This window comes from Sphingopyxis sp. GW247-27LB (assembly GCF_002277025.1).
In the GTDB taxonomy this organism is placed as follows: Bacteria; Pseudomonadota; Alphaproteobacteria; order Sphingomonadales; family Sphingomonadaceae; genus Sphingopyxis.
In genome coordinates, this window is record NZ_NIWD01000002.1 from 594,990 (window position 1) to 616,178 (window position 21,189).

Here is a 21,189-nt window from a genome sequence, read left to right on the forward strand (position 1 = left end):
CGACAGGCTGATGATATTGTATCACATGCGGGGAGATGTTCGATGCGAAGCCGGTTTCTGACGGGCGTGACGATGGCGGCGCTGCTCGCCTCCGCCCCCGCGCCGATCCCCGTCGCGATGGCGCAAACGCAACCCGCCGGGACGCACCAGGGCTTCTGCCGCACCGCCGACCCCTTGCCCGGGCTCGGGCCCGAAGCGCGTCCGCAGCAACAGGAGCGCGGGGGTGGCGGACGCGATCGCGATGTCGTGTATGAATCTGCACCTCCTCCTCCACCGGCCCCACCGCCGCCTCCACCCCCCGTTCTCGCCGCGCCTGCCGAGAGCGCGAAGGATGTCGTGGTCACGGGATCGCGCGTCGCCGAATCCTCGGCGGAGGCCACGCCGGCCGCCCCGCCTTCCGCCGATGCGGGATCGTCGGCGGACGATGCCGGGCGCACCAGCCCGACCATGCGACCCTATCCGCCGCGCCCGCGGCCCCAGCCGCAACCGCAGTCGGGCATCCTGACCGCGGGCGAGCATGACGATCTGCTCAACCCCGAACTCTACGCCGCCTATGTCAACCGCAGCGACCTCGGCCAGAAAATCCGCGCCCTGCCGCGCGTCGACACGATGCGGGTGGTGACCGTGAAGGTGAACGACCGCAACGGCCAGCCGATCCCCTTCGCCGACGTGACCGTGACGTGCAGCGACGGCAACAGCATCACCCTCGCGACGCAAACCGACGGGAGCGTCGTCTTCTTTCCCGGCCTCGACCGGCTGAGCGAGCGGATCACCGTGTCGGCGCGCAAGGCCGGGCGCGCGATCGCCGACGCGCGGCCCGTGCTCGTCGCCGATGCGCCGGGCGCGCAGCTCGTCGGGCTGACCGCGAACCAGATGGCGACGCGCGCGATGAAGCTCGACCTGATGCTGGTCGTCGACACCACGGGCAGCATGGGCGACGAGATCGCCTATCTGCAGGCCGAACTGCGCTCGATCATCGCCGCGATCACCGAGAAGCACCGCGACCTCGACATCCGTGTCGGCTTCGTCTTCTACCGTGACCTCGGCGACGATTACGTCACGCGGACCGTCGCCTTCGACCGCGACATCGGTCGCGCGCAGGGCGCGCTCGCGCGGCAGGACGCGAACGGCGGCGGCGACTATCCCGAGGCGATGGATCAGGCGCTGATCCGCGCGGTCGGGCAGGACTGGCGCCCCGATGCGGTCAAGTCGCTGCTGCTCGTCGCCGACGCGCCGCCGCATGACGACCTGTTCGGGCGGACCTGGGCCGCGGCCGAGGCGGCGCGCGCCAAGCGCATCCACATCACCCCGGTCGCGGCGTCGGGCGTCGCCGACGAAGCCGAATATGCGATGCGCGCGATGGCGGCGGCGACCCAGTCGCGCTACCTGTTCCTGACCGACGACAGCGGCGTCGGCAATCCCCACGCGCCGCCGGCGATCGACTGCTACCTCGTCACAAGGCTCGACGCGCTCGTCCGCCGCGTGATCGACAGCCAGATCAGCGGCCGCCGCATCGAGCCCGAGGATCAGGAGGTCATCCGCCGCGTCGGCCAATATGACGCGGGCAAATGTATCCTGCCCTCGGGCTTTCGCTGGGACGGTCAGTAAGGATTGACTCGCCCGCGCATCTGACCGATGCGAGGGCCGTGGGTTGCTTCGATTAGCCTCTCTCTTCGGTCGGTGGGGTCGACTGGCGGGGTGAGGGGTCGGAGGTAAGACCCATGAAGAAATTACTGTCGGCGGCCGCGTTCGCGGCGCTGCTGATCCAGCCTGTCGCCGCCTTTGCCAAGGACCAGGAACCGGTCAAGATATCGGGGCCGGCGAATGCGAAGGGCGTCACCGCCGTCACCATCGGCGCGTTCAATGTCGGCTTCATCTTTGAATCGATCGACCGCACCGCGGCGAGCGGCGGGTTGATGGGCGCGTTCGGCGGCACGACCAAGGCGAAAAGCGAGCTCGTCGGCGTCACGCCCGCGATGATGCAGGCGATCACCGACGCCGCCTACACCGATTTCGTCAACCAGCTCAGCGCGGGGGGCTACGCGGTGCATCCCGCCGCCGACCTGTTCGGCCACACCGCGCTTGCCAAGACCAAGTCGCAGGAAGCGCCGCTCGACATCAACATCGCGCTCGAAAAGGGGAGCAAGGGCAAGGCGACCTATTTCAAGCCGGGCGCGCTGCCTTCGCTGCTGATGGTGCCGGGTGATTTCCAGGGTTCGGGGATGAGCAGCATCGGCATCAACATGGCGGCGGGGCAGGCGAGCATGGCCTTCACCAACTATGCGAAGGCGTCAGGGGTCGGCGTGATCGACGTGGTCTATCTGATCGACTTTTCGCAGCAGAAGCGTCCCGGCGCCTTCAGCTTCGGCGGACTTCAGGTGAACAGCGCGCTGTCGGTCAGCGCCGATTATTCGCGCGTCACGCTGATCGCGCAGAACGGCAAGCAGTCGGTGATCACGGTGAAGGCGCCGGTCGCGGTCGAGGGCGAGTTCATCGAAAAGAGCGATGCGACGAGTGGAACCGACAAGGTGCTGCAATCGGGTGCGAACGTTGCGGGCGGGGTAGCCGCGGTGATGGGATTCGGCGGGCTGCGCTTCGGCAAGACGCGCAAGTTCGCCTTCACCGCCAAGCCCGGCAATTACGAGGAGGGCGCCGCGAAGGCCGCGAGCCTGGCAAACCAGATGCTGGTCGGGAGGTTGAGCGCGCTCCGTTGACCCCGGCGTGGGTGCTCCCTAAATCCGCTTGACGGAGGGCCGGAGCGCCCGCCACCCTCGCGCGTGTACGTGAGAGTAATCGGGGAACGAATTTTCAATGCAATTGGTGATTGTGGAATCGCCCGCCAAGGCGAAGACGATCGAGAAGTATCTGGGTCGCGATTTCAAGGTGCTGGCGTCCTATGGCCACGTCCGCGACCTGCCGCCCAAGGACGGCTCGGTCGACCCCGACGACGGCTTCGCGATGCAGTGGCAGCTCTACCCCGACAAGGCGAAGCGGCTGAAGGAGATTTCGGACGCCGCGAAGCAGGCCGACCGCCTGATTCTCGCGACCGACCCCGATCGCGAGGGCGAGGCGATCAGCTGGCATGTGCAGGAATTGCTGCGCAGCAAGAAGGCGCTGCCGGCCTCGGTCGAGCGCGTCACCTTCAACGCGATCACCAAGCAGGCGGTCACCGACGCGATGGCGCATCCGCGCGGGCTCGACGACGATCTGATCGATGCGTATCGCGCTCGCCGCGCGCTCGACTATCTGGTCGGTTTCACCCTGTCGCCGGTGCTGTGGCGCAAGCTGCCGGGCGCCAAGTCGGCGGGCCGCGTCCAGTCGGTCGCGCTGCGCCTGGTGGTCGAGCGCGAGCGCGAGATCGAAGCCTTCGTCGCGCAGCAATATTGGTCGGTCACGGGCTTGTTCGAGATGGCGGGGACGCCCTTCAAGGCGCGCCTCGCGCGCTGGCGCGGCGACAAGATCGAACGGCTGTCGATCGGCACCGAAGCCGACGCGCGCGCCGCCGAAGCCGATGTGAAGGCGGGCCATTTCACCGTCGACGCGGTCGAGACTAAGCCGCTGACCCGCAACCCGCCGCCGCCCTTCACGACCTCGACCCTGCAGCAGGAGGCGGCGCGCAAATTGGGCTTCTCGGCAAGCCACACGATGCGGATCGCGCAAAATCTCTACGAGGACGGCGCGATCACCTATATGCGAACCGACGGCGTCCAGATGGACGGCAGCGCGATCAGCGCCGCGCGCCGCGCGATCGCCGACCGCTACGACGGCGGCTACGTCCCCGACAAGCCGCGCCAATATCAGACCAAGGCGAAAAATGCGCAGGAAGCGCACGAGGCGATTCGCCCCACCGATTTTTCGAAGGACAAGGCCGGCAGCGGCGACCATGCCCGCCTCTACGATCTGGTCTGGAAGCGCGCGCTCGCGAGCCAGATGGCCTCGGCGCGGCTCGAACGCACCAGCGTCGACCTTAGCGACGGCACCGGCAAGACGATGCTGCGCGCGACCGGACAGGTGGTGAAATTCCCCGGCTTCCTCGCGCTCTACGACGAAGGCCGCGACGAGGGCGCTTCTCCCTCCCGGGAGGGGGGCGACGATGACGACGCGCGCCTGCTCCCCGCGATGGCGAAGGGCGACGCGCCCGCCAAGACCGGGGTCGAGGTCGAGAAGCACGAGACACAGCCGCCGCCGCGCTATTCGGAGGCGAGCCTCGTCAAGAAGATGGAGGAACTCGGCATCGGACGCCCGTCGACCTATGCCTCGATCCTCCAGGTGCTCAAGGACCGCGCCTATGTGACGGTTGAAAAGAACCGCTTCATTCCGGAGGAGAGCGGGCGGCTGCTCACCGCCTTCCTCGAACGCTTCTTCACCCGCTACGTCGGCTATGACTTCACCGCCGAGCTCGAGGAGGAGCTCGACGACGTGTCGGGCGGCCGCGCGCAATGGCAGGCGGTGCTCGACCGCTTCTGGCGCGACTTCAAGCCGCGCACCGGCGAAGTGATGGAGCAGAAGCCGTCGGAGATCACCGCGGCGCTCGACGAGTTCCTCGGCCCCTATCTCTTCCCCGACAAGGGCGACGGCAGCGATCCCCGGCTCTGCCCCAATTGCGGCACCGGACGGCTCGCGCTGCGCGGCGGGCGTTTCGGGCCGTTCATCGCGTGCAGCAATTATCCCGACTGCAAATATACGCGCAAGTTCGCGCAGCCGGGCGGGGCGGAGAATGGCGGCGACAGCGGCCCCGAGACGCTCGGCACCGACCCCGGAAGCGGGCTTGAGGTGACGAAGCGCAGTGGGCGCTTCGGCCCCTATATCCAGCTCGGCGAGGGGAAGGAGGCGAAGCGCTCGTCGATCCCCAAGGACATCCCGGCCGAGGATTTCGACCTCGATTACGCGTTGCGGCTCCTCAGCCTGCCGCGCGACGTCGGGGCACATCCCGAAAGCGGCAAGCCGATCGTCGCGGGGCTGGGGCGCTATGGCCCCTATCTGCTCCACGACGGCAAATATGCGAAGCTGACCGGCACCGCCGAAATCTTCGAGATCGGCATGAATGCCGCGGTCGCGCGGATCGCCGACGCCGCCAATGGCGGCGGCCGCGGGCGCGCCAAGGTCGAGCCGCTCCAGACCTTCGGTCCGCACCCCACGAGCGGCGGCGAGATGAAGCTGATGGAAGGGCGCTTCGGTCCTTACGTGACCGACGGTACGACCAACGCGACGCTGCCCAAGACGGCCGACCCGGCGACGCTGACCGCCGAGGAAGCCGTCGCGCTGATCGACGCCCGCGCCGCCAAGGGACCGGCCAAGGGCAAGAAGAAGGCGGCGCCGAAGAAAAAAGCCGCTGCGAAGAAGGCGCCGGCGAAGAAGAAGGCAGCGCCCAAGGAATAGTGGCGCAGGCATGGCGTCATCCCGGCGATAGCCGGGATGACGCTGGTATATAAACATGTTAGCCTCGACGCATCGGGGAGACATGCCCATGCACCGCTTGCTTGCCGCCGTCCTGCTTGCCATCCTGTCCGCATTCGCGTTGCCCGCCGCCGCGCAGCCATCGCGTTACCTGATCTCCGCCGCGCCCATGACCGACGCGCCGCCGGGCGTGCAGGCGTGGCGGGTGCAATATTGGACGACCAATGGCGCCGGCACGCGCTTCGCGGTCACGGGCATCGTCGCGGCGCCGATGGAGGCGATCCCGCCGCGCCCGCGCCGGGTGATCGCCTGGACGCACGGCGCCTGGGGCGTCGCGGAAAAGTGCGCGCCGTCGCTCAGCCCCCATTTCTTCGATTATACGGCGGGAATGGAGGCGGTTCGCGCGGGCTATGTCGTGGTCGCCCCCGACTATATCGGTCTCGCCAGCCCGACGATGCACCCCTTTCTGGTCGGGCCGGACACCGCGCAATCGGTGCTCGACGCGGTGCGCGCGGCGCGCGAGATCCCGGGCGCGGCGGCGGGCAGCCGCTTTGCCGTCTGGGGCGAATCGCAGGGCGGTCATGCGGCGCTGTGGACCGCGACAGCCGCGCGCTCCTATGCCCCCGACCTGACGCTCGTCGGCACCGCCGCCGCCGCGCCGCCGACCGACCTCGCCGCCAATCTACGCGAAGGCAGCGACAAGAATGCGCGCGCGCTGCTGCTCTCCTTCGCGCTCCATAGCTGGTCGACGCTCTACGGCTTCTCGCTCGATGGCGTCGCCAACCGCACCAATCAGGGCATCATCCACCGCCTCGCCGAAAACAACTGCGTCAGCTTCAACAAGAAGCCCAAGCTCGGCACGATCCTCGGCATCCTGACGATCGCCCGTGCGACGCGCAGCAAGGATATCGCGAAGATCGAGCCCTTCGGCGCTTTCGCGCGCACCAACAGCGTCGATCCGGCGCGCGTGCCCGGCCCGCTGCTGATCGCGCAGAGCGGCAAGGACACGATCGTCGCGCCCGCGGTGACGCGCAAGTTCGCGAAAGCGGTCTGCAAACGCGGGACGCCGCTGCGCTGGATCGACATGACCGGCGACCATGGCACGAGCGCCCGCGACAGCGCCGCCGAGACGATCGGCTGGATCACCGCCCGCTTCGACGGCGACCCGCCGCCGAACGACTGCCGGCGGATTTAGTTTGCGCAGGCCGCAAGAGCCGCGCGGAAGCTCCTGCCCACCATATTGTCTCGGCGTATCAGCTTGATCGTCGAGCCGGTGCGGCAGTTGGTCTTCGACGGCAAGTCGACTGTGACCTGACCATCATCGAGGCGCACGATTGCCCGGGCAGTCAATTGCTTCGTGCCGGTCTGTTCGATGCGAACCACCGTTCCGCTGATCAAATGATCCTTGCCTGCCGTCGCAAACAGTCCTCCGAGAACGAACAGCAAAAGCGCGGTTCCAACGACAAGATAGACTCCCCATTGCCGTAGGGCAGCGCCAATGCGATCGGCGGGGCTGTCGAAGGGGTCGCGCGTCATGGCTTCGATCAATCGACCCAGTCGAGCCCCATGTCGCGATAGACGCCGCGATCCTCGTCCCAATTTTCCTTGACCTTGACGTACAGGAACAGGTGGACCTTTCGGCCCATCAGTTCGGCGAGCTCGGCGCGGGCGCGGGCGCCGATTTCCTTGATGCGGCTGCCGCCCTTGCCGAGCACGATCGCGCGCTGGTTGTCGCGCGCGACGAAGATCTGCTGGTGGATTTCGGCGCTGCCGTCGGGGCGCGTCTTGAACAGCTCGGTCTCGACCGTCGACTGGTAGGGCAGCTCCTCGTGGAGCTGGCGGTAAAGCTGTTCGCGGGTGATCTCGGCCGCGAGCATGCGCTCGGGCGCGTCGCTGACCTCGTCCTCGGGGAAATGCCACGGCCCCTCGGGCATCAGCGCGGCGAGGTGGGCCTTGAGTTCGGGTACGCCGTCGCCGCTGCTCGCGGCGATGAAGAAGGTCTCGTCGAACGCGACCTTGGCGTTGAGCTCGGTCGCGATGGTCAGGAGCTTGTCCTTCTTGGTCAGGTCGACCTTGTTCAGGATCAGATATTTCTTCTCGGGCCGGTTCGCGACGCCTTCGAGCACGCGCTCGACGCGGCCCGTCAGCTTGGCGGCGGCGTCGACCATGACGAGGATCGCCTCGGCCTCCTCGAGGCTGCCCCAGGCGGCCGCCACCATCGCGCGGTCGAGCCGGCGGGTCGGCGCGAAGATGCCTGGCGTGTCGATCAGGATGATCTGCGCGTCGCCTGCCATCGCGACGCCCATCAGCCGCGTGCGCGTGGTCTGCGCCTTGGGGCTGACGATCGCGACCTTCTGGCCGACGAGCGCGTTGACGAGGGTCGACTTGCCCGCGTTGGGCGCGCCGACGACCGCGACGAAACCGCAGCGCTGGGTCATTTCGTGTCTTCCTCCGTCAGCCGGGCGAGCAGCGCCGCGGCGGCGTCCTTTTCGGCCGCCTGTTTCGAGGCGCCTTCGCCCTCGGCCTCGGCGAGCTTGCCGAGGCTCACCGCGACGCGGAAGCGCGGCGCATGGTCGGGGCCCTCGCGGCGGACGAGGCGATATTCGGGCGGGCGTCGCTTGCGGGCGAGCGCCCATTCCTGAAGCGCCGCCTTCGGGTGCTTGGGCGCCGCGGCCTGTCCCTCGATCATGTCGCCCCAGTGGCGGATGATGAAGGCGCGCGCCGCCTCTTCGCCCAGGTCGAGCCACAGCGCGCCGATGAGCGCCTCGACCACGTCGGCGGCGATATTGTCGCTCTGCCGCCCGCCATCGCCGATCGCCTGGGCGCCGAAGCGGACATGGGCGTTGAGGTCGAGCCCCTGCGCGATGCGCGCGCAGGCCTCGCCCGACGCGAGCGCGTGGAGGCGCGACGACAGCTCGCCCTCTGCCGCCTTGGGGAAGCGGCGGAAGAGCTCGGACGCGATGACGAGGCCGAGCACGCGGTCGCCGAGGAATTCGAGCCGCTGATAGTCGCCCGCGCCGCTGCTGCCGTGGGTCAGCGCCTCGTGATAGAGGGCGAGGTCGCGGGGGGTGGCGCCGGTAAGGGTGGCGATCGTCTCGGCGGATGCGCCGCCGCTCAAAAGCCGTCCCCAATCCGGTCCCAGCGCGCCGCGGTGAACCAGCTGATCGGGTTGATCCAGCTCGCCGACCCGTCGGTCGAGAACATGCCGACGAGGGCATGGCCGACGAGATTCTTCTGGGGAACCGCGCCGCCGAGCCCGCCTTCCTCCATCGGCACGCGGCTGTCGGCGCTGCGATCGCGGTTGTCGCCCATCAGGAAGACGCTTCCTTCGGGCACCGTGTAGGGCGTGGTGTTGTCGACCGGCAAGTCGACGATGTCGAGCACCGCATAGCTCTTGCCGTTCGGCATGGTTTCCTTGAACCTTTTGTAGCGGCACTGGCGCTGACCGTTGGCGCCGATCTCCTCGAACTGCACCTCGTAGCAGGGCAGCGAATTGTTCGCGCGCGCCGCCTCGATCATGTTGGGGGTCACGGGGATGACGAAATCGGCCATCGGCTCGCGCTTCAGCGGCTTGCCGTTGATCCAGACGATGCCGTCGCGCACCTGGATGGTGTCGCCGGGCAGGCCGATCACGCGCTTGATCCAGTCGTCCTTGTTCTGCGGCGGCGCCTTGAACACGACGACGTCGCCGCGCTCGGGCATGCGCGCAAGGATATGGCCGGGGATCAGCGGCACGCTGAACGGCAGGCTGTATTTCGAATAGCCATAGGCCATCTTGTTGACGAGCAGATAGTCGCCGATCAGCAGCCGCGGCTGCATCGATTCCGAGGGAATGTTGAAGGGCGACAGGAAAAAGCTGCGGAAGATCAGCACCGCGACCGCGAGCAGCGCGAGAAAGCGGACGGTGTCGACGGCCTCTTCCTTCGCCGACATCGGCGGCGTCGCTTTGGGGTCGGTGGCGGGCGAGTTATCGGCGGTAACGCTGGCGTCGGTCATGCCGCGCATTGGCGACGAATAGGTCTGCACGTCAAGCGAATATCGGCGGATGACGCTGGCATGGGCTTGGCGGCTGGCTTATGGAGGAGCCCGCATTTCAACCCCGTTCGCATCGAGCGAAGTCGAGACACCCATCGGCCTTGCGCCATCCCGATGGGTATCTCGACTTCGCTCGACACGAACGGAAATCAGAGGAAATCCGATGACCACCGCCGCTAATGCCTGGCAGGCGCTTGCCGACTGGCAACCGCAAACCCTCACCGATCTGGTCGCGGCCGACCCCGAAATCCGGCTTCAGGCGCTGGTGCGCAATGTCGCCGATATCCGCTTCGATTTCGCCAAGACCCACCTCGACGAGGCGGCGATCGCCATCCTCTCCGACCTCGCCCAGGCACAGGATTTCGCGGGCCGGCGCAAGACGCTCTTTTCGGGCGGCATCGCCAACCCGACCGAAGACCGCGCCGCCGAGCATAGCGCCGAGCGCGGCGAGGGCGCGCCGGACCCGGTGCACCGCGCGCAGATGCTGCACCAGCGGATGCGGATGCTCGTCGACGCGATCGAGGCGGGTGCGTTCGGAGAGATCCGCCACCTGCTCCATATCGGCATCGGCGGGTCGGCGCTCGGCCCCGACCTGCTCGTCGACGCGCTCGGCCGCCACGGCAGCCGCTATGACGTCGCGGTGGTGTCGAACGTCGACGGCGCGGCGCTGAGCGAGGCCTTCGCCAGGTTCAGCCCCGAGCATACGCTCGTCGCTGTCGCGTCGAAGACCTTCACGACGACCGAGACCCTGCTCAACGCCGCCTCGGCGCTGCAATGGCTCGAAGAGGGCGGTGTCGAGGATGCGCTCGGCCGCTTCATCGCGTTGACCGCGATGCCCGAGCGCGCGATCGAATGGGGGATCGACGAGACGCGTATCCTGCCGTTCAGCGAGACCGTCGGCGGGCGCTATTCGCTCTGGTCGTCGATCGGCTTTCCCGCCGCGCTCGCGCTCGGCTGGGACGCCTTCGCCGACCTGCTGGAGGGCGCGGCCGAGATGGACCGCCATTTCCGACTCGCCGAAGGCGCCGACAATATCGGCCTGCTCGCGGCCTTCGTTGATCAGCTTTACGCGAACCGGCTCGATTGCCAGACGCGCGCGGTCTTCGCCTATGATGAGCGGCTGCGGCTGCTCCCCGATTATCTCCAGCAGCTCGAAATGGAATCGAACGGCAAGTCGGTGACGCTGGACGGTGCCCCGCTCGGCCGCGAGAGCGCGCCGATCACCTGGGGCGGGGTCGGCACCGACGCGCAGCACGCGGTATTCCAGCTTCTCCATCAGGGCACCCACCTGACCCCGGTCGAGTTTGTCGTCGCGCGCGAGCCCGACCATCTGCTCGACGACGCGCATCACGAAACACTGGTCGCCAATTGCATCGCGCAGGGCGCGGCGCTGATGGCGGGACGGGCGAGCGAGGACGGCGCGCGCCATTATCCGGGCAATCGTCCCTCGACGACGATCCTGCTCGACCAGGTCAACCCGCGCAGCCTCGGCGCGCTGATCGCCTTCTACGAGCATCGCGTCTTCGCCAACGCCGTGCTCCTCGGGATCAATCCGTTCGATCAGTTCGGGGTCGAACTGGGCAAGGAAATGGCGAAGGGCCTCGCCGAAGGAACGGTGGAGTTCGACGCCGCGACGCAGGCGCTGATGGCGGCGGCGCTGGGGGATTGAGGCTCCTCCATTCGCTCTGACCGCAAAAATCGATTGGCATCGCGTCCCCGCGTAACCACATAGGCCGCGGCTGCGAACGACAGCCCGCCATGCTGCAGGGGTCTCTCATGTCCAAGTTCGACTATGATCTGTTCGTCATCGGCGCCGGCTCGGGCGGCGTGCGCGCCAGCCGCGTCGCCGCCTCGCACGGCGCGCGCGTCGCGGTGGCGGAGGAGCATCGGGTCGGCGGCACCTGCGTCATCCGCGGCTGCGTTCCCAAGAAACTTCTCGTCTATGGCGCGCATTTCGCCGAGGATCTGCACGATGCCCGCCAGTTCGGCTGGGACGTGCCCGACTGCCGCTTCGACTGGGCGCGGCTGCGCGACAATGTCCTGGCGGAGGTGACGCGGCTCGAAGGCCTCTACGGCCAGACGCTCGACAATCACAAGGTCACCGTCTTCAAGACGCGCGCGACGGTGATCGGCCCGCAGAAGGTCCGCCTCGCCGACGGGAAGGAACTGACCGCAGAGCGCATCCTGATCGCGACCGGCGGCTGGCCCTTCGTGCCGGACTTTCCGGGCAGCGAGCATGCGATCACCTCGAACGAGGTTTTCCACCTCGACGCGCTGCCGAAGCGCGTTGTCATCGCGGGCGGCGGCTATATCGCCAACGAATTCGCCGGCATTTTCAACGAATTCGGCAGCAAGGTCACGATCGTCAACCGCGGCGACGCGATATTGCGCGGCTATGACGAGCAGATCCGCGACCGGCTGCTCCAGATTTCGATGACCAAGGGCATCGAATTCCGCTTCAACGCGCCCTTCCAGTCGATCGAGAAGCAGGACGACGGCTCGCTGCTCGTCCACTTGGGCAATTGCGAGCCGATCCCCGCCGACGCGGTGCTGGTGGCGACCGGCCGGGTGCCCAACACCGGGGGGCTGGGGCTCGAGGAGGTCGGGGTGGAGCTCGACGCGCACGGCGCGGTGAAGGTCGACGAGACCAACCAGTCGTCGGTGCTGAGCATCTACGCGGTCGGCGACGTCACCAATCGCATCCAGCTCACCCCCGTCGCGATCCGTGAGGGGCAGGCGTTCGCGGACTCGGTGTTCGGCGGCAAGCCGACTGTCGTCGATTATGTCAACGTGCCGAGCGCGGTGTTCAGCCATCCGCCGATTGGCGCGGTCGGGATGACCGAGGCCGAGGCGCGCAACAAGCTGGGGACGATCCGCGTCTACACGAGCGATTTCCGCGCGATGAAGAATGTCCTCGCGGGCCGCAACGAGCGCGCGCTCTACAAGATGGTGGTCAACGAGGCGACCGACCAGGTCGTCGGCCTTCACATGATCGGCCCCGATGCGCCCGAAATCTTGCAGGCGGCTGCAGTTGCGGTGAAGGCGGGGCTGACCAAGGCCGATTTCGACGCGACGGTCGCGCTGCATCCCAGCATGGCCGAAGAGCTGGTGTTGCTGAAATAGCCCTTCGTCGCCCCCGCCTTCGCGGGGGCGACGGTTTTTTTATCCAATTCGATACGGCACCACATCGCGCCGATCCGGGTCCACCAATATCGGCCGATCGCTCGGCGGAAAGGCGCGCTGGTCGCAATCGTCGCGCGGGCAGATGCGGCACGATGGGCCGATGCGCGCCGCCGCTTGCGGGGCGTCGATGTCGACCCCGTCGGCATAGACGAAATCGCCCGCATATTGCGCCTCGCATCCCAGCGCGACGGCGTAGCGCCGTGGGCTTCGCGCATAGCTTCCCGACGGCTTCACCAGCCCTTTCGCCATCGACACATAGCGCAGGCCGTCGGGGGTCTCGGCAAGCTGGAACAGGATGCGGTCGGGGATCGCCGCGGCTTCGTGGACGATCCACAGCGGACAGGCGCCGCCGAAGCGCGCGAATTGCAGCCGCGTCGCGCTGTGGCGCTTGGTGATGTTGCCCGCCATGTCGACGCGGCAGAAGAACATCGGGATGCCGCGCGCTCCGGGACGCTGGAGCGTCGAGAGGCGATGGCACGCCTGTTCGAAGCTGACCCCATAGTCGAGGCGCAGCCGGTCGATGTCGTGGCGCACCGCGCGCGCGCTGGCGCGGAAGGGCGCGTAGGGCATCAGCACCGCGCCAGCGGCATAGTTGGCGAGCCCGACGTGGAGAAGCTGGCGCGCCGCGGCGGTGCGGAGCGGCGAGGCCTCGACCACCGCCGCGATCTCGTTTGCCAATGCCAGCGCGGCAAGCTGGTGCGCGAGCTGGAATCGGCGGCTTTCGGGCGGCTGCGACGGGTCGATCACCAGATGGCGCATCGTCGCGTCGAAATCGCGCAAGGTCTGCGACTGCTGATAGACGATCGAGATGCCGAGCGCCTCGCGCAGCCGCCGCTCGATCGCCTCGACGGCGGGGGAGGGGGCGCTGCCGCGCAGGCCTTTCGCCAGCTCTTCCGCCGCGCGGTCGATACTGTCGACGTAATTGCCCGCGTCGTGGAACCAGTCGCGCACCTCCTCCCACGGCAGGCGGCTTCCCTCGGCGGTGCCGCCGGTCAGCGCCTCGTCGATGATCTGGAGCCGCTGGCCGGCGCGGCGATAGGCGGCGTGGAGCGCGACGAACTGGTCGGCGAGCTGCGGCTGCTGGAGCGCGGCGCGTTCGAGCTGCTCGGGCGCGATCGGGGCGGCGGCGAACAGAGGATCGGCCGCCGCCTCGCGCAGCGCACCGGCGCGCCGGTCGCCCGCGTCGGCGGCGACCTCTTCCCATTCGAGCGGGAAGAGCCGTTGCAGCCGGTCGAGCAGCGCCGGGGTCAGCGGGCGGTCGTCATGCTCGATCTGGCTGAGGTAGGAGGTGGAGATGCCGATCGTCGCCGCGAACTCGGCCTGCTTGAGGCTGCGGTCGTGGCGGAGCTGGCGGAGGCGGCTACCGGCGAAGATGCGTTGGCGGGTCACAAGCGCCCTCTCATATTCCGCTCGTGCTGAGCTTGTCGAAGCACCGTCCTTGTCTTCGAGCAAGGAAGAACGGCCCTTCGACAAGCTCAGGGCGAACGGATAGAAGGGCTCTTACTTTGCAAATTCATAGTTTGCAATTTTGCAAATTCACATTTGCATGATTGCCGATGCGAGGGCAGACGGCAATTTCAAGATCAACCGGAGAGCCGCATGTCCGCCAATATCGCCGAAATGGAACGCCGCCGCGCCGCCGCCGCGCTGGGGGGCGGACAAAAGCGCATCGACGCGCAGCACGCCAAGGGCAAGCTCAGCGCGCGCGAGCGGCTCGAGGTGCTGCTCGACGAAGGCTCGTTCGAGGAGCTCGACACCTATGTCGAGCATGATTGCGTCGATTTCGGGATGGAGGATCAGAAGGTGCCCGGTGACGGCGTCGTCACCGGGTCTGGCACGATCAACGGCCGTCTCGTCTATGTCTTCAGCCAGGATTTCACCGTTTTCGGCGGCTCGCTGTCGAAGCGCCATGCCGAGAAGATCTGCAAGGTCATGGACAAGGCGCTGCTCGTCGGCGCGCCGGTCATCGGCCTCAACGACAGCGGTGGCGCGCGTATCCAGGAGGGCGTCGCGTCGCTCGGTGGCTATGCCGATGTGTTTCAGCGCAACGTGCTCGCCTCGGGCGTGGTGCCGCAGATCAGCCTGATCATGGGACCCTGCGCCGGCGGCGCGGTTTACTCGCCCGCGATGACCGACTTCATCTTCATGGTGAAGGATTCGAGCTACATGTTCGTCACCGGGCCTGACGTGGTCAAAACCGTCACCAACGAGGTGGTGACGCAGGAGGAACTCGGCGGCGCGATCACGCACACGACCAAAAGCTCGGTCGCCGATCTCGCGTTCGAGAATGACATCGAAGCGCTGCTCGCGGCACGCGACTTCTTCGACTATCTGCCCGAAAACAACCGCAGCGGCGTGCCGGTGCGCCCGACGAGCGATCCCTATGACCGCGCCGAGGAAAGCCTCGATACGCTGATCCCGCCGTCGGCGAACCAGCCCTATGACATGCACGAGCTGATCCGCAAGACGGTCGACGAAGGCGATTTCTTCGAGGTGCAGCCGGCGCACGCGGGCAACATCATCTGCGGTTTCGGGCGCATTGAGGGGCGGACGATCGGTATCGTCGCGAACCAGCCGCTGGTGCTCGCAGGGGTGCTCGACATCAATTCGTCGAAGAAGGCGGCGCGCTTCGTCCGCTTCTGCGACGCGTTCGAGATTCCGATTGTCACCTTCGTCGACGTCCCCGGCTTCCTGCCCGGCACCGCGCAGGAATATAACGGCATCATCAAGCATGGCGCGAAGCTGCTCTTCGCCTATGCCGAGGCGACGGTGCCCAAGATCACGGTCATCACGCGCAAGGCCTATGGCGGCGCCTACGACGTGATGGCGTCGAAGCATCTGCGCGGCGACCTGAACTATGCCTGGCCGACCGCCGAGATCGCGGTGATGGGCGCCAAGGGCGCGGTTGAGATCATCTTCCGCGCCGACATCGGCGACCCCGAAAAGATCGCGCAGCGCACGAAGGAATATGAGGACCGCTTCGCCAACCCCTTCGTCGCGGCGTCGCGCGGCTATATCGACGAGGTCATCCACCCGCACAATACGCGGAAACGGATTGCGCTGGGGCTGCGGAAGCTGCGGAACAAGCAGCTCGAAAATCCTTGGAAGAAGCATGATAATATCCCGCTATAGTATGGCAGGGTTGCTGCTCCTCGCGCTTTCCGCTTTGGCTGGATGCGGCCAGAAGGAGACGGTTCCCATTTCGCAGCTTATCGCTAGCGATACGCAAAACCCCGAACTTCTCGAAGCATTTGGTGACCGGCTCGATTTTCTTTCGCACGATAGGGCGCTGATGGCCAAGGAGATGAGGGCCTCAGGCTTTGAGTTGAAAAATAGAGGCGTGGGATGCGGCGCATGGGAATTGCCAGAAAACCCAAAACGGACGCGGGCATTCGTACAGTTCTGCGAAGCTGAGAACGGATCTGTTGTTTACACTAGGTACGGCATTTCCAGGAAGAGTATGACATATGACTAAATTGGGCCGCCTCAACCACATCGGTGTCGCGACGCCGTCGATCGCCGACAGCATCGTCTTCTATCGCGACGTGATGGGTGCGACGACGATCCACGAGCCGTTCGATCTGCCCGATCAGGGCGTCAAAGTGTGCTTCGTCGACACGCCGGGCGCCGACGGGGCGCTCAATGGCACGCAGATCGAACTGGTCGAGCCGCTGCCTGGCAACACCTCGATCGCGGGTTTCCTCGAGAAGAACCCGGCGGGCGGGCAGCATCACATGTGTTACGAAGTTCCCGATATTCATGCCGCCAAGGCCGCGTTCGAGGCGCTGGGCAAGCGCGTGCTCGGGGAGCCGCGGATCGGGGCGCACGGGACGCTGATCTTCTTCGTCCATCCGCGCGACATGGGCGGGGTGCTGACCGAGATCATGGAGACGCCGAAGGGCGCGCACTAAGAACCTTCTCCCCTTGCGGGAGAAGGATAGGGAGGCTTGTGAGCGAAGCGAACTAGCCGGACTTGGATGAGGGGTGGCGAGCGAAGCTCGCGCGGTTCTGCGAACCGCAACCCCTCACCCAGCTTCAACTAGGCAGCAAGCTGCCAAGTTTTCGCAACCCTCTCCCGCAAGGGGAGAGGGGAGTAAGGATTGTATATGACCGACAAACCCACCCTCGACCAATGGTCCGCCGCCGCCGACAAGGAGGTGAAGGGCAAGGATCTGACCTGGCACACGCCCGAGGGGATCGCGGTCAAGCCGCTCTACACCGCCGAGGACGTGGCGGTCGACCCCGGCCTCCCCGGCTTCGCGCCCTTCACCCGCGGCGTGCGCGCGTCGATGTACACCGGACGCCCGTGGACGATCCGGCAATATGCGGGCTTCTCGACCGCCGAGGAATCGAACGCCTTCTATCGCCGCAACCTCGCCGCGGGGCAGAAGGGCCTCAGCGTCGCCTTCGACCTCGCGACCCACCGCGGCTACGACAGCGACCACCCGCGCGTCGTCGGCGACGTCGGCAAGGCGGGCGTGGCGATCGACAGCGTCGAGGACATGAAGATATTGTTCGACGGCATTCCGCTCGACCAGATGTCGGTCAGCATGACGATGAACGGCGCGGTGATTCCGATCCTCGCCTTCTTCATCGTCGCGGGCGAGGAGCAGGGGGTGGCGCGGTCGCTGCTCGACGGGACCATCCAGAACGACATTTTGAAGGAGTTCATGGTCCGCAACACATACATCTACCCGCCCGAGCCCTCGATGCGGATCATCAGCGACATCTTCGGCTACACGTCGCGCGAGATGCCGAAGTTCAACAGCATCTCGATCTCCGGCTATCATATGCAGGAGGCGGGGGCGACGCAGGTGCAGGAGCTGGCCTTCACCATCGCCGACGGCATCGAATATGTGAAATATGGCGTCGCCTCGGGCCTCGACATCGACAAGTTCGCCGGGCGGCTGTCCTTCTTTTTCGCGATCGGCATGAATTTCTTCATGGAGGCGGCGAAGCTGCGCGCGGCGCGCGTTCTTTGGCACCGTGCGATGACGAAGCTCGGCGCGCAGTCCGAACGCTCGAAGATGCTGCGCACCCATTGCCAGACCAGCGGCGTGTCGCTGACCGAGCAGGACCCATACAACAATGTCGTCCGGACGACGATCGAAGCGATGGCGGCGATGCTCGGCGGGACGCAGAGCCTTCACACCAACGCGCTCGACGAGGCAATCGCGCTGCCGACCGACTTCTCGGCGCGCATCGCGCGCAACACCCAGATCATCATCCAGGAAGAGACCGGCATGACCAATGTCGTCGATCCGCTGGGCGGCAGCTATTATGTCGAGGCGCTGACGCAGGAACTGGTCGACGCGGCGCAGGCGATCATCGACCGCGTCGAGGCCGAGGGCGGCATGGCGAAGGCGGTCGCGGCGGGCTGGCCCAAGGCGATGATCGAGGAGGCCGCCGCGGCGCGGCAGGCGCGGGTCGACCGCGGCGACGACGTGATCGTCGGGGTCAACAAATACCGTCTGAAGGACGAGGACCTGCTCGAAACGCTCGAGGTCGATAACGCGAAGGTGCGCGAAGGCCAGATCGCGCGGATCAATCGGATCAAAGCGAGCCGCGACGAGGCGGCGTGCCGCGCGGCGCTCGACGCGCTGCGCAAGGCCGCCGCGTCGCCGCAATCGATCGAAGCCAATCTGCTCGCGCATGCGGTCGAGGCGGCGCGCGCGCGCGCGACGCTCGGCGAGATTTCCTCGGCGATGGAGGAAGCCTTCGACCGCTATGCGACGGTGCCGACCCCGGTGAAGGGCGTCTATGCCGCGCCCTATCAGGACGACAGCCGCTGGGCGCAGGTCGTCGACGGGGTGAAGGCGGTCGAGCGCCGGCTGGGCCGCGCGCCGAAGCTGCTGATCGCCAAGATGGGGCAGGACGGCCACGACCGCGGCGCCAACGTCATCGCCTCGGCATTCAGCGACATGGGCTTCGACGTGGTGTCGGGACCCTTGTTCCAGACGCCGGAGGAGACGGTGGTGCTCGCGCTCGACAGCGGCGTCGACGCGGTCGGCGCGTCGAGCCTCGCCGCCGGGCACAAGACGCTGATCCCCGAACTGATCAAGGGGCTGAAGGAAGCCGGGCGCGGCGACATCAAGGTCATCGCGGGCGGCGTCATTCCGCCGCAGGACTATGATTATCTGCGCGACGCCGGGGTGCAGGGCATCTATGGCCCCGGCTCCAACGTGGTCGAATGCGCCGCCGACGTGCTGCGCCTGCTCGGCCACAATATGCCGCCGCTGGAGGATGCCGCATGACCGGACACAAACCCGAAACGCTGACCGTCCACGCCGGGACCGCGCCCGACCCGACGACCAAGGCGCGGATCACGCCGATCTATCAGACCTCCTCCTATGTCTTCGACAGCGTCGAGCATGCCTCGCGCCTGTTCAATCTGGAAGAGTTCGGGAACATCTACACCCGGATCATGAACCCGACCAACGGCGCGCTCGAGGGCAAGATCGCGGCGCTCGAAGGCGGGCAGGCGGCGCTCGCGGTGGCATCGGGCCACGCCGCGCAATTCCTGGCGTTCCACACGCTGATGGAGCCGGGCTGCGAGATCGTCGCGGCGCGCAAGCTCTATGGCGGGTCGCAGAATCAGCTCGGCCAGAGCTTTCGCAAGATGGCGTGGACGACGCATTTCGTCGACGCCGACGATGCCGGCAACGTCGCCGCGGCGATCAACGAGCGGACGCGCGCGGTCTTCATCGAAAGCCTCGCCAACCCCGGCGGCGTCGTGCAGGATATCGAGGCGATCGCGAAGGTCGCGCACGATGCCGGGGTGCCGCTGATCGTCGACAACACGATGGCGACCCCGATGCTGTGCCGCCCGATCGAGCATGGCGCCGACATCGTCGTCCATTCGACGACCAAATTCCTCAACGGCCATGGCAATGCGATCGGCGGCGTGATCGTCGATGCGGGGTCGTTCGACTGGGCGAAGGGCGGCAAATATCCGACGCTCAGCGAGCCCAACGCCTCCTATCACGGGATCAAGTTCACCGAGGCCTTCGGGCCGCTCGCCTTCATCCTCGCCGCGCGGACGCTGGGGCTGCGCGACCTGGGGCCGGCGCTCGCGCCGATGAACGCCTTCCTGGCGCTCACCGGCATGGAAACGCTGGCGCTGCGGATGGAGCGGCATTGCAGCAACGCGCTGGCGCTCGCCAAGTGGCTGCGCGCGCATCCGAAGATTGATTGGGTGTCCTATGCCGGACTGGAGGACGATCCCTATCATCCGCTCGCGAAACGCTATCTCGGCGGCAAGGGCGGGGCGGTGTTCACCTTCGGGCTCAAGGGCGGCTATGACGCCGGCGTCGCGCTGGTGTCGTCGGTCAAGATGTTCAGCCATCTCGCCAATCTCGGCGACACGCGCTCGCTCATCATCCATCCCGCCTCGACCACGCACAGCCAATTGTCTGAGGCCGAGCTCGTCGAAACCGGCGCGGGCCCCGACGTGGTGCGCGTGTCGGTGGGGATCGAGCATATCGACGACATCATCGCCGACCTGGCGCAGGCATTGGAGGCCATCGCATGACCGAGACCCGCAACGACTGGACCCGCGAGGAAATCGCCGAGCTGTTCGACCTGCCGTTCGACGAGCTGATGTGGGAGGCGCAGGGCGTCCACCGCCGCCATCACGCGCGCGGCGAGGTGCAGCTTTGCACCTTGCTCAGCATCAAGACCGGCGGCTGCGCCGAGGATTGCGGCTATTGCTCGCAGTCGGCGCATGCCGACACGGGGCTCAAGGCGACCAAGCTGATGGACGTGCGCGCGGTGCTGCAGGCCGCGGCCGAGGCGAAGGATGCGGGCTCGCAGCGCTTCTGCATGGGCGCGGCATGGCGCAACCCCAAGGACCGCGACATGCCCGCGATCGTCGAGATGATCGAGGGCGTGCGGCAGATGGGCATGGAAACCTGCATGACGCTGGGGATGCTCACCAAGGAGCAGGCGCAGACGCTCGCGGTCGCGGGGCTCGACTATTATAATCATAATATCGACACGAGCCCGGAGAATTACGAGAATATCATCTCGACGCGCACCTTCCAGGACCGGCTCGACACGCTGGAGGAAGTGCGCGCGGCGGGAATCAACGTCTGCTCGGGCGGCATCGTCGGCATGGGCGAGACGCGGTCCGACCGCGTCGGCTTCATCCACGCGCTCGCGACGCTCGAACGCCATCCCGAAAGCGTGCCGGTCAACGCGCTGATCCCGATCAAGGGCACGGTGCTCGGCGACATGCTGGCGGACACGTCCCTTGCGGAGATCGACGACATCGAATTCGTCCGCACCGTCGCGGTCGCCCGCATCACCATGCCGAAATCGATGGTCCGCCTGTCGGCGGGGCGCGAGAGCATGTCCGAGGCGACGCAGGCGCTCTGCTTTATGGCGGGCGCGAACAGCATCTTCACCGGCGACAAGCTGCTCACCACCGGCAACCGCGGCGACAGTGCCGACGCGGCGCTGTTCGCGAAGCTGGGGCTGCGGCCGATGGTGAGCGAAGAGCCGATGCGGATGGAGGCGGCGGAGTGAAAGTTTCCCCTCCCGCTTGCGGGAGGGGTTAGGGGAGGGCCTGTTCCC

General features: G+C 66.8%; 16 protein-coding genes. 11 read left to right on the forward strand and 5 right to left on the reverse strand.

Annotated features, from left to right (window positions below):
* The first annotated feature begins 42 nt into the window (after nt 1-42).
* From CD928_RS02915 to CD928_RS02930, 4 genes are all read left to right on the forward strand, one after another.
* Nucleotides 43-1,608 carry a vWA domain-containing protein gene (locus tag CD928_RS02915; protein ID WP_255247022.1) on the forward strand — a complete coding sequence of 522 codons (1,566 nt, stop codon included), beginning with the start codon at nt 43-45 and terminating at the stop codon, nt 1,606-1,608.
* 113 nt (nt 1,609-1,721) lie between these two features.
* The gene (locus CD928_RS02920; protein WP_095384567.1) at nt 1,722-2,714 is read left to right on the forward strand and encodes a hypothetical protein; all 993 of its coding nucleotides are present in this window, start codon (nt 1,722-1,724) and stop codon (nt 2,712-2,714) included.
* Between the two features lie 97 nt (nt 2,715-2,811).
* Nucleotides 2,812-5,379 carry a type I DNA topoisomerase gene (topA, locus tag CD928_RS02925; RefSeq protein ID WP_095384570.1) on the forward strand — a complete coding sequence of 856 codons (2,568 nt, stop codon included), beginning with the start codon at nt 2,812-2,814 and terminating at the stop codon, nt 5,377-5,379.
* Nucleotides 5,380-5,467: 88 nt separating this feature from the next.
* Nucleotides 5,468-6,592, forward strand: coding sequence for an alpha/beta hydrolase (locus CD928_RS02930; RefSeq protein ID WP_176473419.1), 1,125 nt, complete (start codon nt 5,468-5,470; stop codon nt 6,590-6,592).
* Here the strand turns inward: CD928_RS02930 and CD928_RS02935 are convergent.
* The 4 genes from CD928_RS02935 to lepB are packed head-to-tail and all read right to left on the reverse strand — an operon-like array spanning nt 6,589 to nt 9,330.
* Complete coding sequence (locus tag CD928_RS02935; protein WP_141237066.1) at nt 6,589-6,933, reverse strand: hypothetical protein; 345 nt, start codon at nt 6,931-6,933, stop codon at nt 6,589-6,591. The two genes, CD928_RS02930 and CD928_RS02935, sit on opposite strands and share 4 nt — an antisense overlap.
* Nucleotides 6,934-6,941: 8 nt before the next feature.
* Nucleotides 6,942-7,835, reverse strand: coding sequence for a GTPase Era (era, locus tag CD928_RS02940; protein ID WP_095384579.1), 894 nt, complete (start codon nt 7,833-7,835; stop codon nt 6,942-6,944).
* Nucleotides 7,832-8,515, reverse strand: coding sequence for a ribonuclease III (gene rnc / locus CD928_RS02945; RefSeq protein WP_095384582.1), 684 nt, complete (start codon nt 8,513-8,515; stop codon nt 7,832-7,834). Before rnc ends, era begins: the two co-directional genes overlap by 4 nt.
* Nucleotides 8,512-9,330 carry a signal peptidase I gene (gene lepB, locus CD928_RS02950; protein ID WP_095385226.1) on the reverse strand — a complete coding sequence of 273 codons (819 nt, stop codon included), beginning with the start codon at nt 9,328-9,330 and terminating at the stop codon, nt 8,512-8,514. The genes rnc and lepB overlap by 4 nt, the downstream gene beginning before the upstream one ends.
* A gap of 265 nt (nt 9,331-9,595) precedes the next feature.
* On the opposite strand from lepB, the gene pgi reads away from it, so the two are divergent.
* Nucleotides 9,596-11,101, forward strand: coding sequence for a glucose-6-phosphate isomerase (gene pgi / locus CD928_RS02955; protein WP_095384585.1), 1,506 nt, complete (start codon nt 9,596-9,598; stop codon nt 11,099-11,101).
* 107 nt (nt 11,102-11,208) lie between these two features.
* The gene (gene gor / locus CD928_RS02960) at nt 11,209-12,555 is read left to right on the forward strand and encodes a glutathione-disulfide reductase (RefSeq protein ID WP_095385229.1); all 1,347 of its coding nucleotides are present in this window, start codon (nt 11,209-11,211) and stop codon (nt 12,553-12,555) included.
* Between the two features lie 39 nt (nt 12,556-12,594).
* Here gor and CD928_RS02965 read toward each other — a convergent pair whose 3' ends face one another.
* Complete coding sequence (locus CD928_RS02965; protein ID WP_095384587.1) at nt 12,595-14,004, reverse strand: short-chain fatty acyl-CoA regulator family protein; 1,410 nt, start codon at nt 14,002-14,004, stop codon at nt 12,595-12,597.
* A gap of 210 nt (nt 14,005-14,214) precedes the next feature.
* Here CD928_RS02965 and CD928_RS02970 point away from each other — a divergent pair, with 210 nt between their 5' ends.
* The 5 genes from CD928_RS02970 to bioB all read left to right on the forward strand — a co-directional run bounded on the left by CD928_RS02970 (nt 14,215) and on the right by bioB (nt 21,141).
* A complete protein-coding gene (locus tag CD928_RS02970; protein WP_095384590.1) occupies nt 14,215-15,747 on the forward strand; it encodes an acyl-CoA carboxylase subunit beta in 1,533 nt (510 codons plus the stop codon).
* A 335-nt stretch (nt 15,748-16,082) separates the two neighbouring features.
* Entirely contained in the window at nt 16,083-16,526 is a 444-nt protein-coding gene (gene mce / locus CD928_RS02980) for a methylmalonyl-CoA epimerase (protein ID WP_095384595.1), read from the forward strand.
* A gap of 195 nt (nt 16,527-16,721) precedes the next feature.
* Nucleotides 16,722-18,869 (forward strand): methylmalonyl-CoA mutase, encoded by a 2,148-nt coding sequence (scpA, locus tag CD928_RS02985; RefSeq protein WP_095385231.1) that lies wholly within the window; start codon nt 16,722-16,724, stop codon nt 18,867-18,869.
* A complete protein-coding gene (locus CD928_RS02990) occupies nt 18,866-20,146 on the forward strand; it encodes an O-acetylhomoserine aminocarboxypropyltransferase (protein ID WP_095384598.1) in 1,281 nt (426 codons plus the stop codon). Before scpA ends, CD928_RS02990 begins: the two co-directional genes overlap by 4 nt.
* A complete protein-coding gene (gene bioB / locus CD928_RS02995) occupies nt 20,143-21,141 on the forward strand; it encodes a biotin synthase BioB (protein WP_095384601.1) in 999 nt (332 codons plus the stop codon). Before CD928_RS02990 ends, bioB begins: the two co-directional genes overlap by 4 nt.
* Nucleotides 21,142-21,189: the final 48 nt, after the last annotated feature.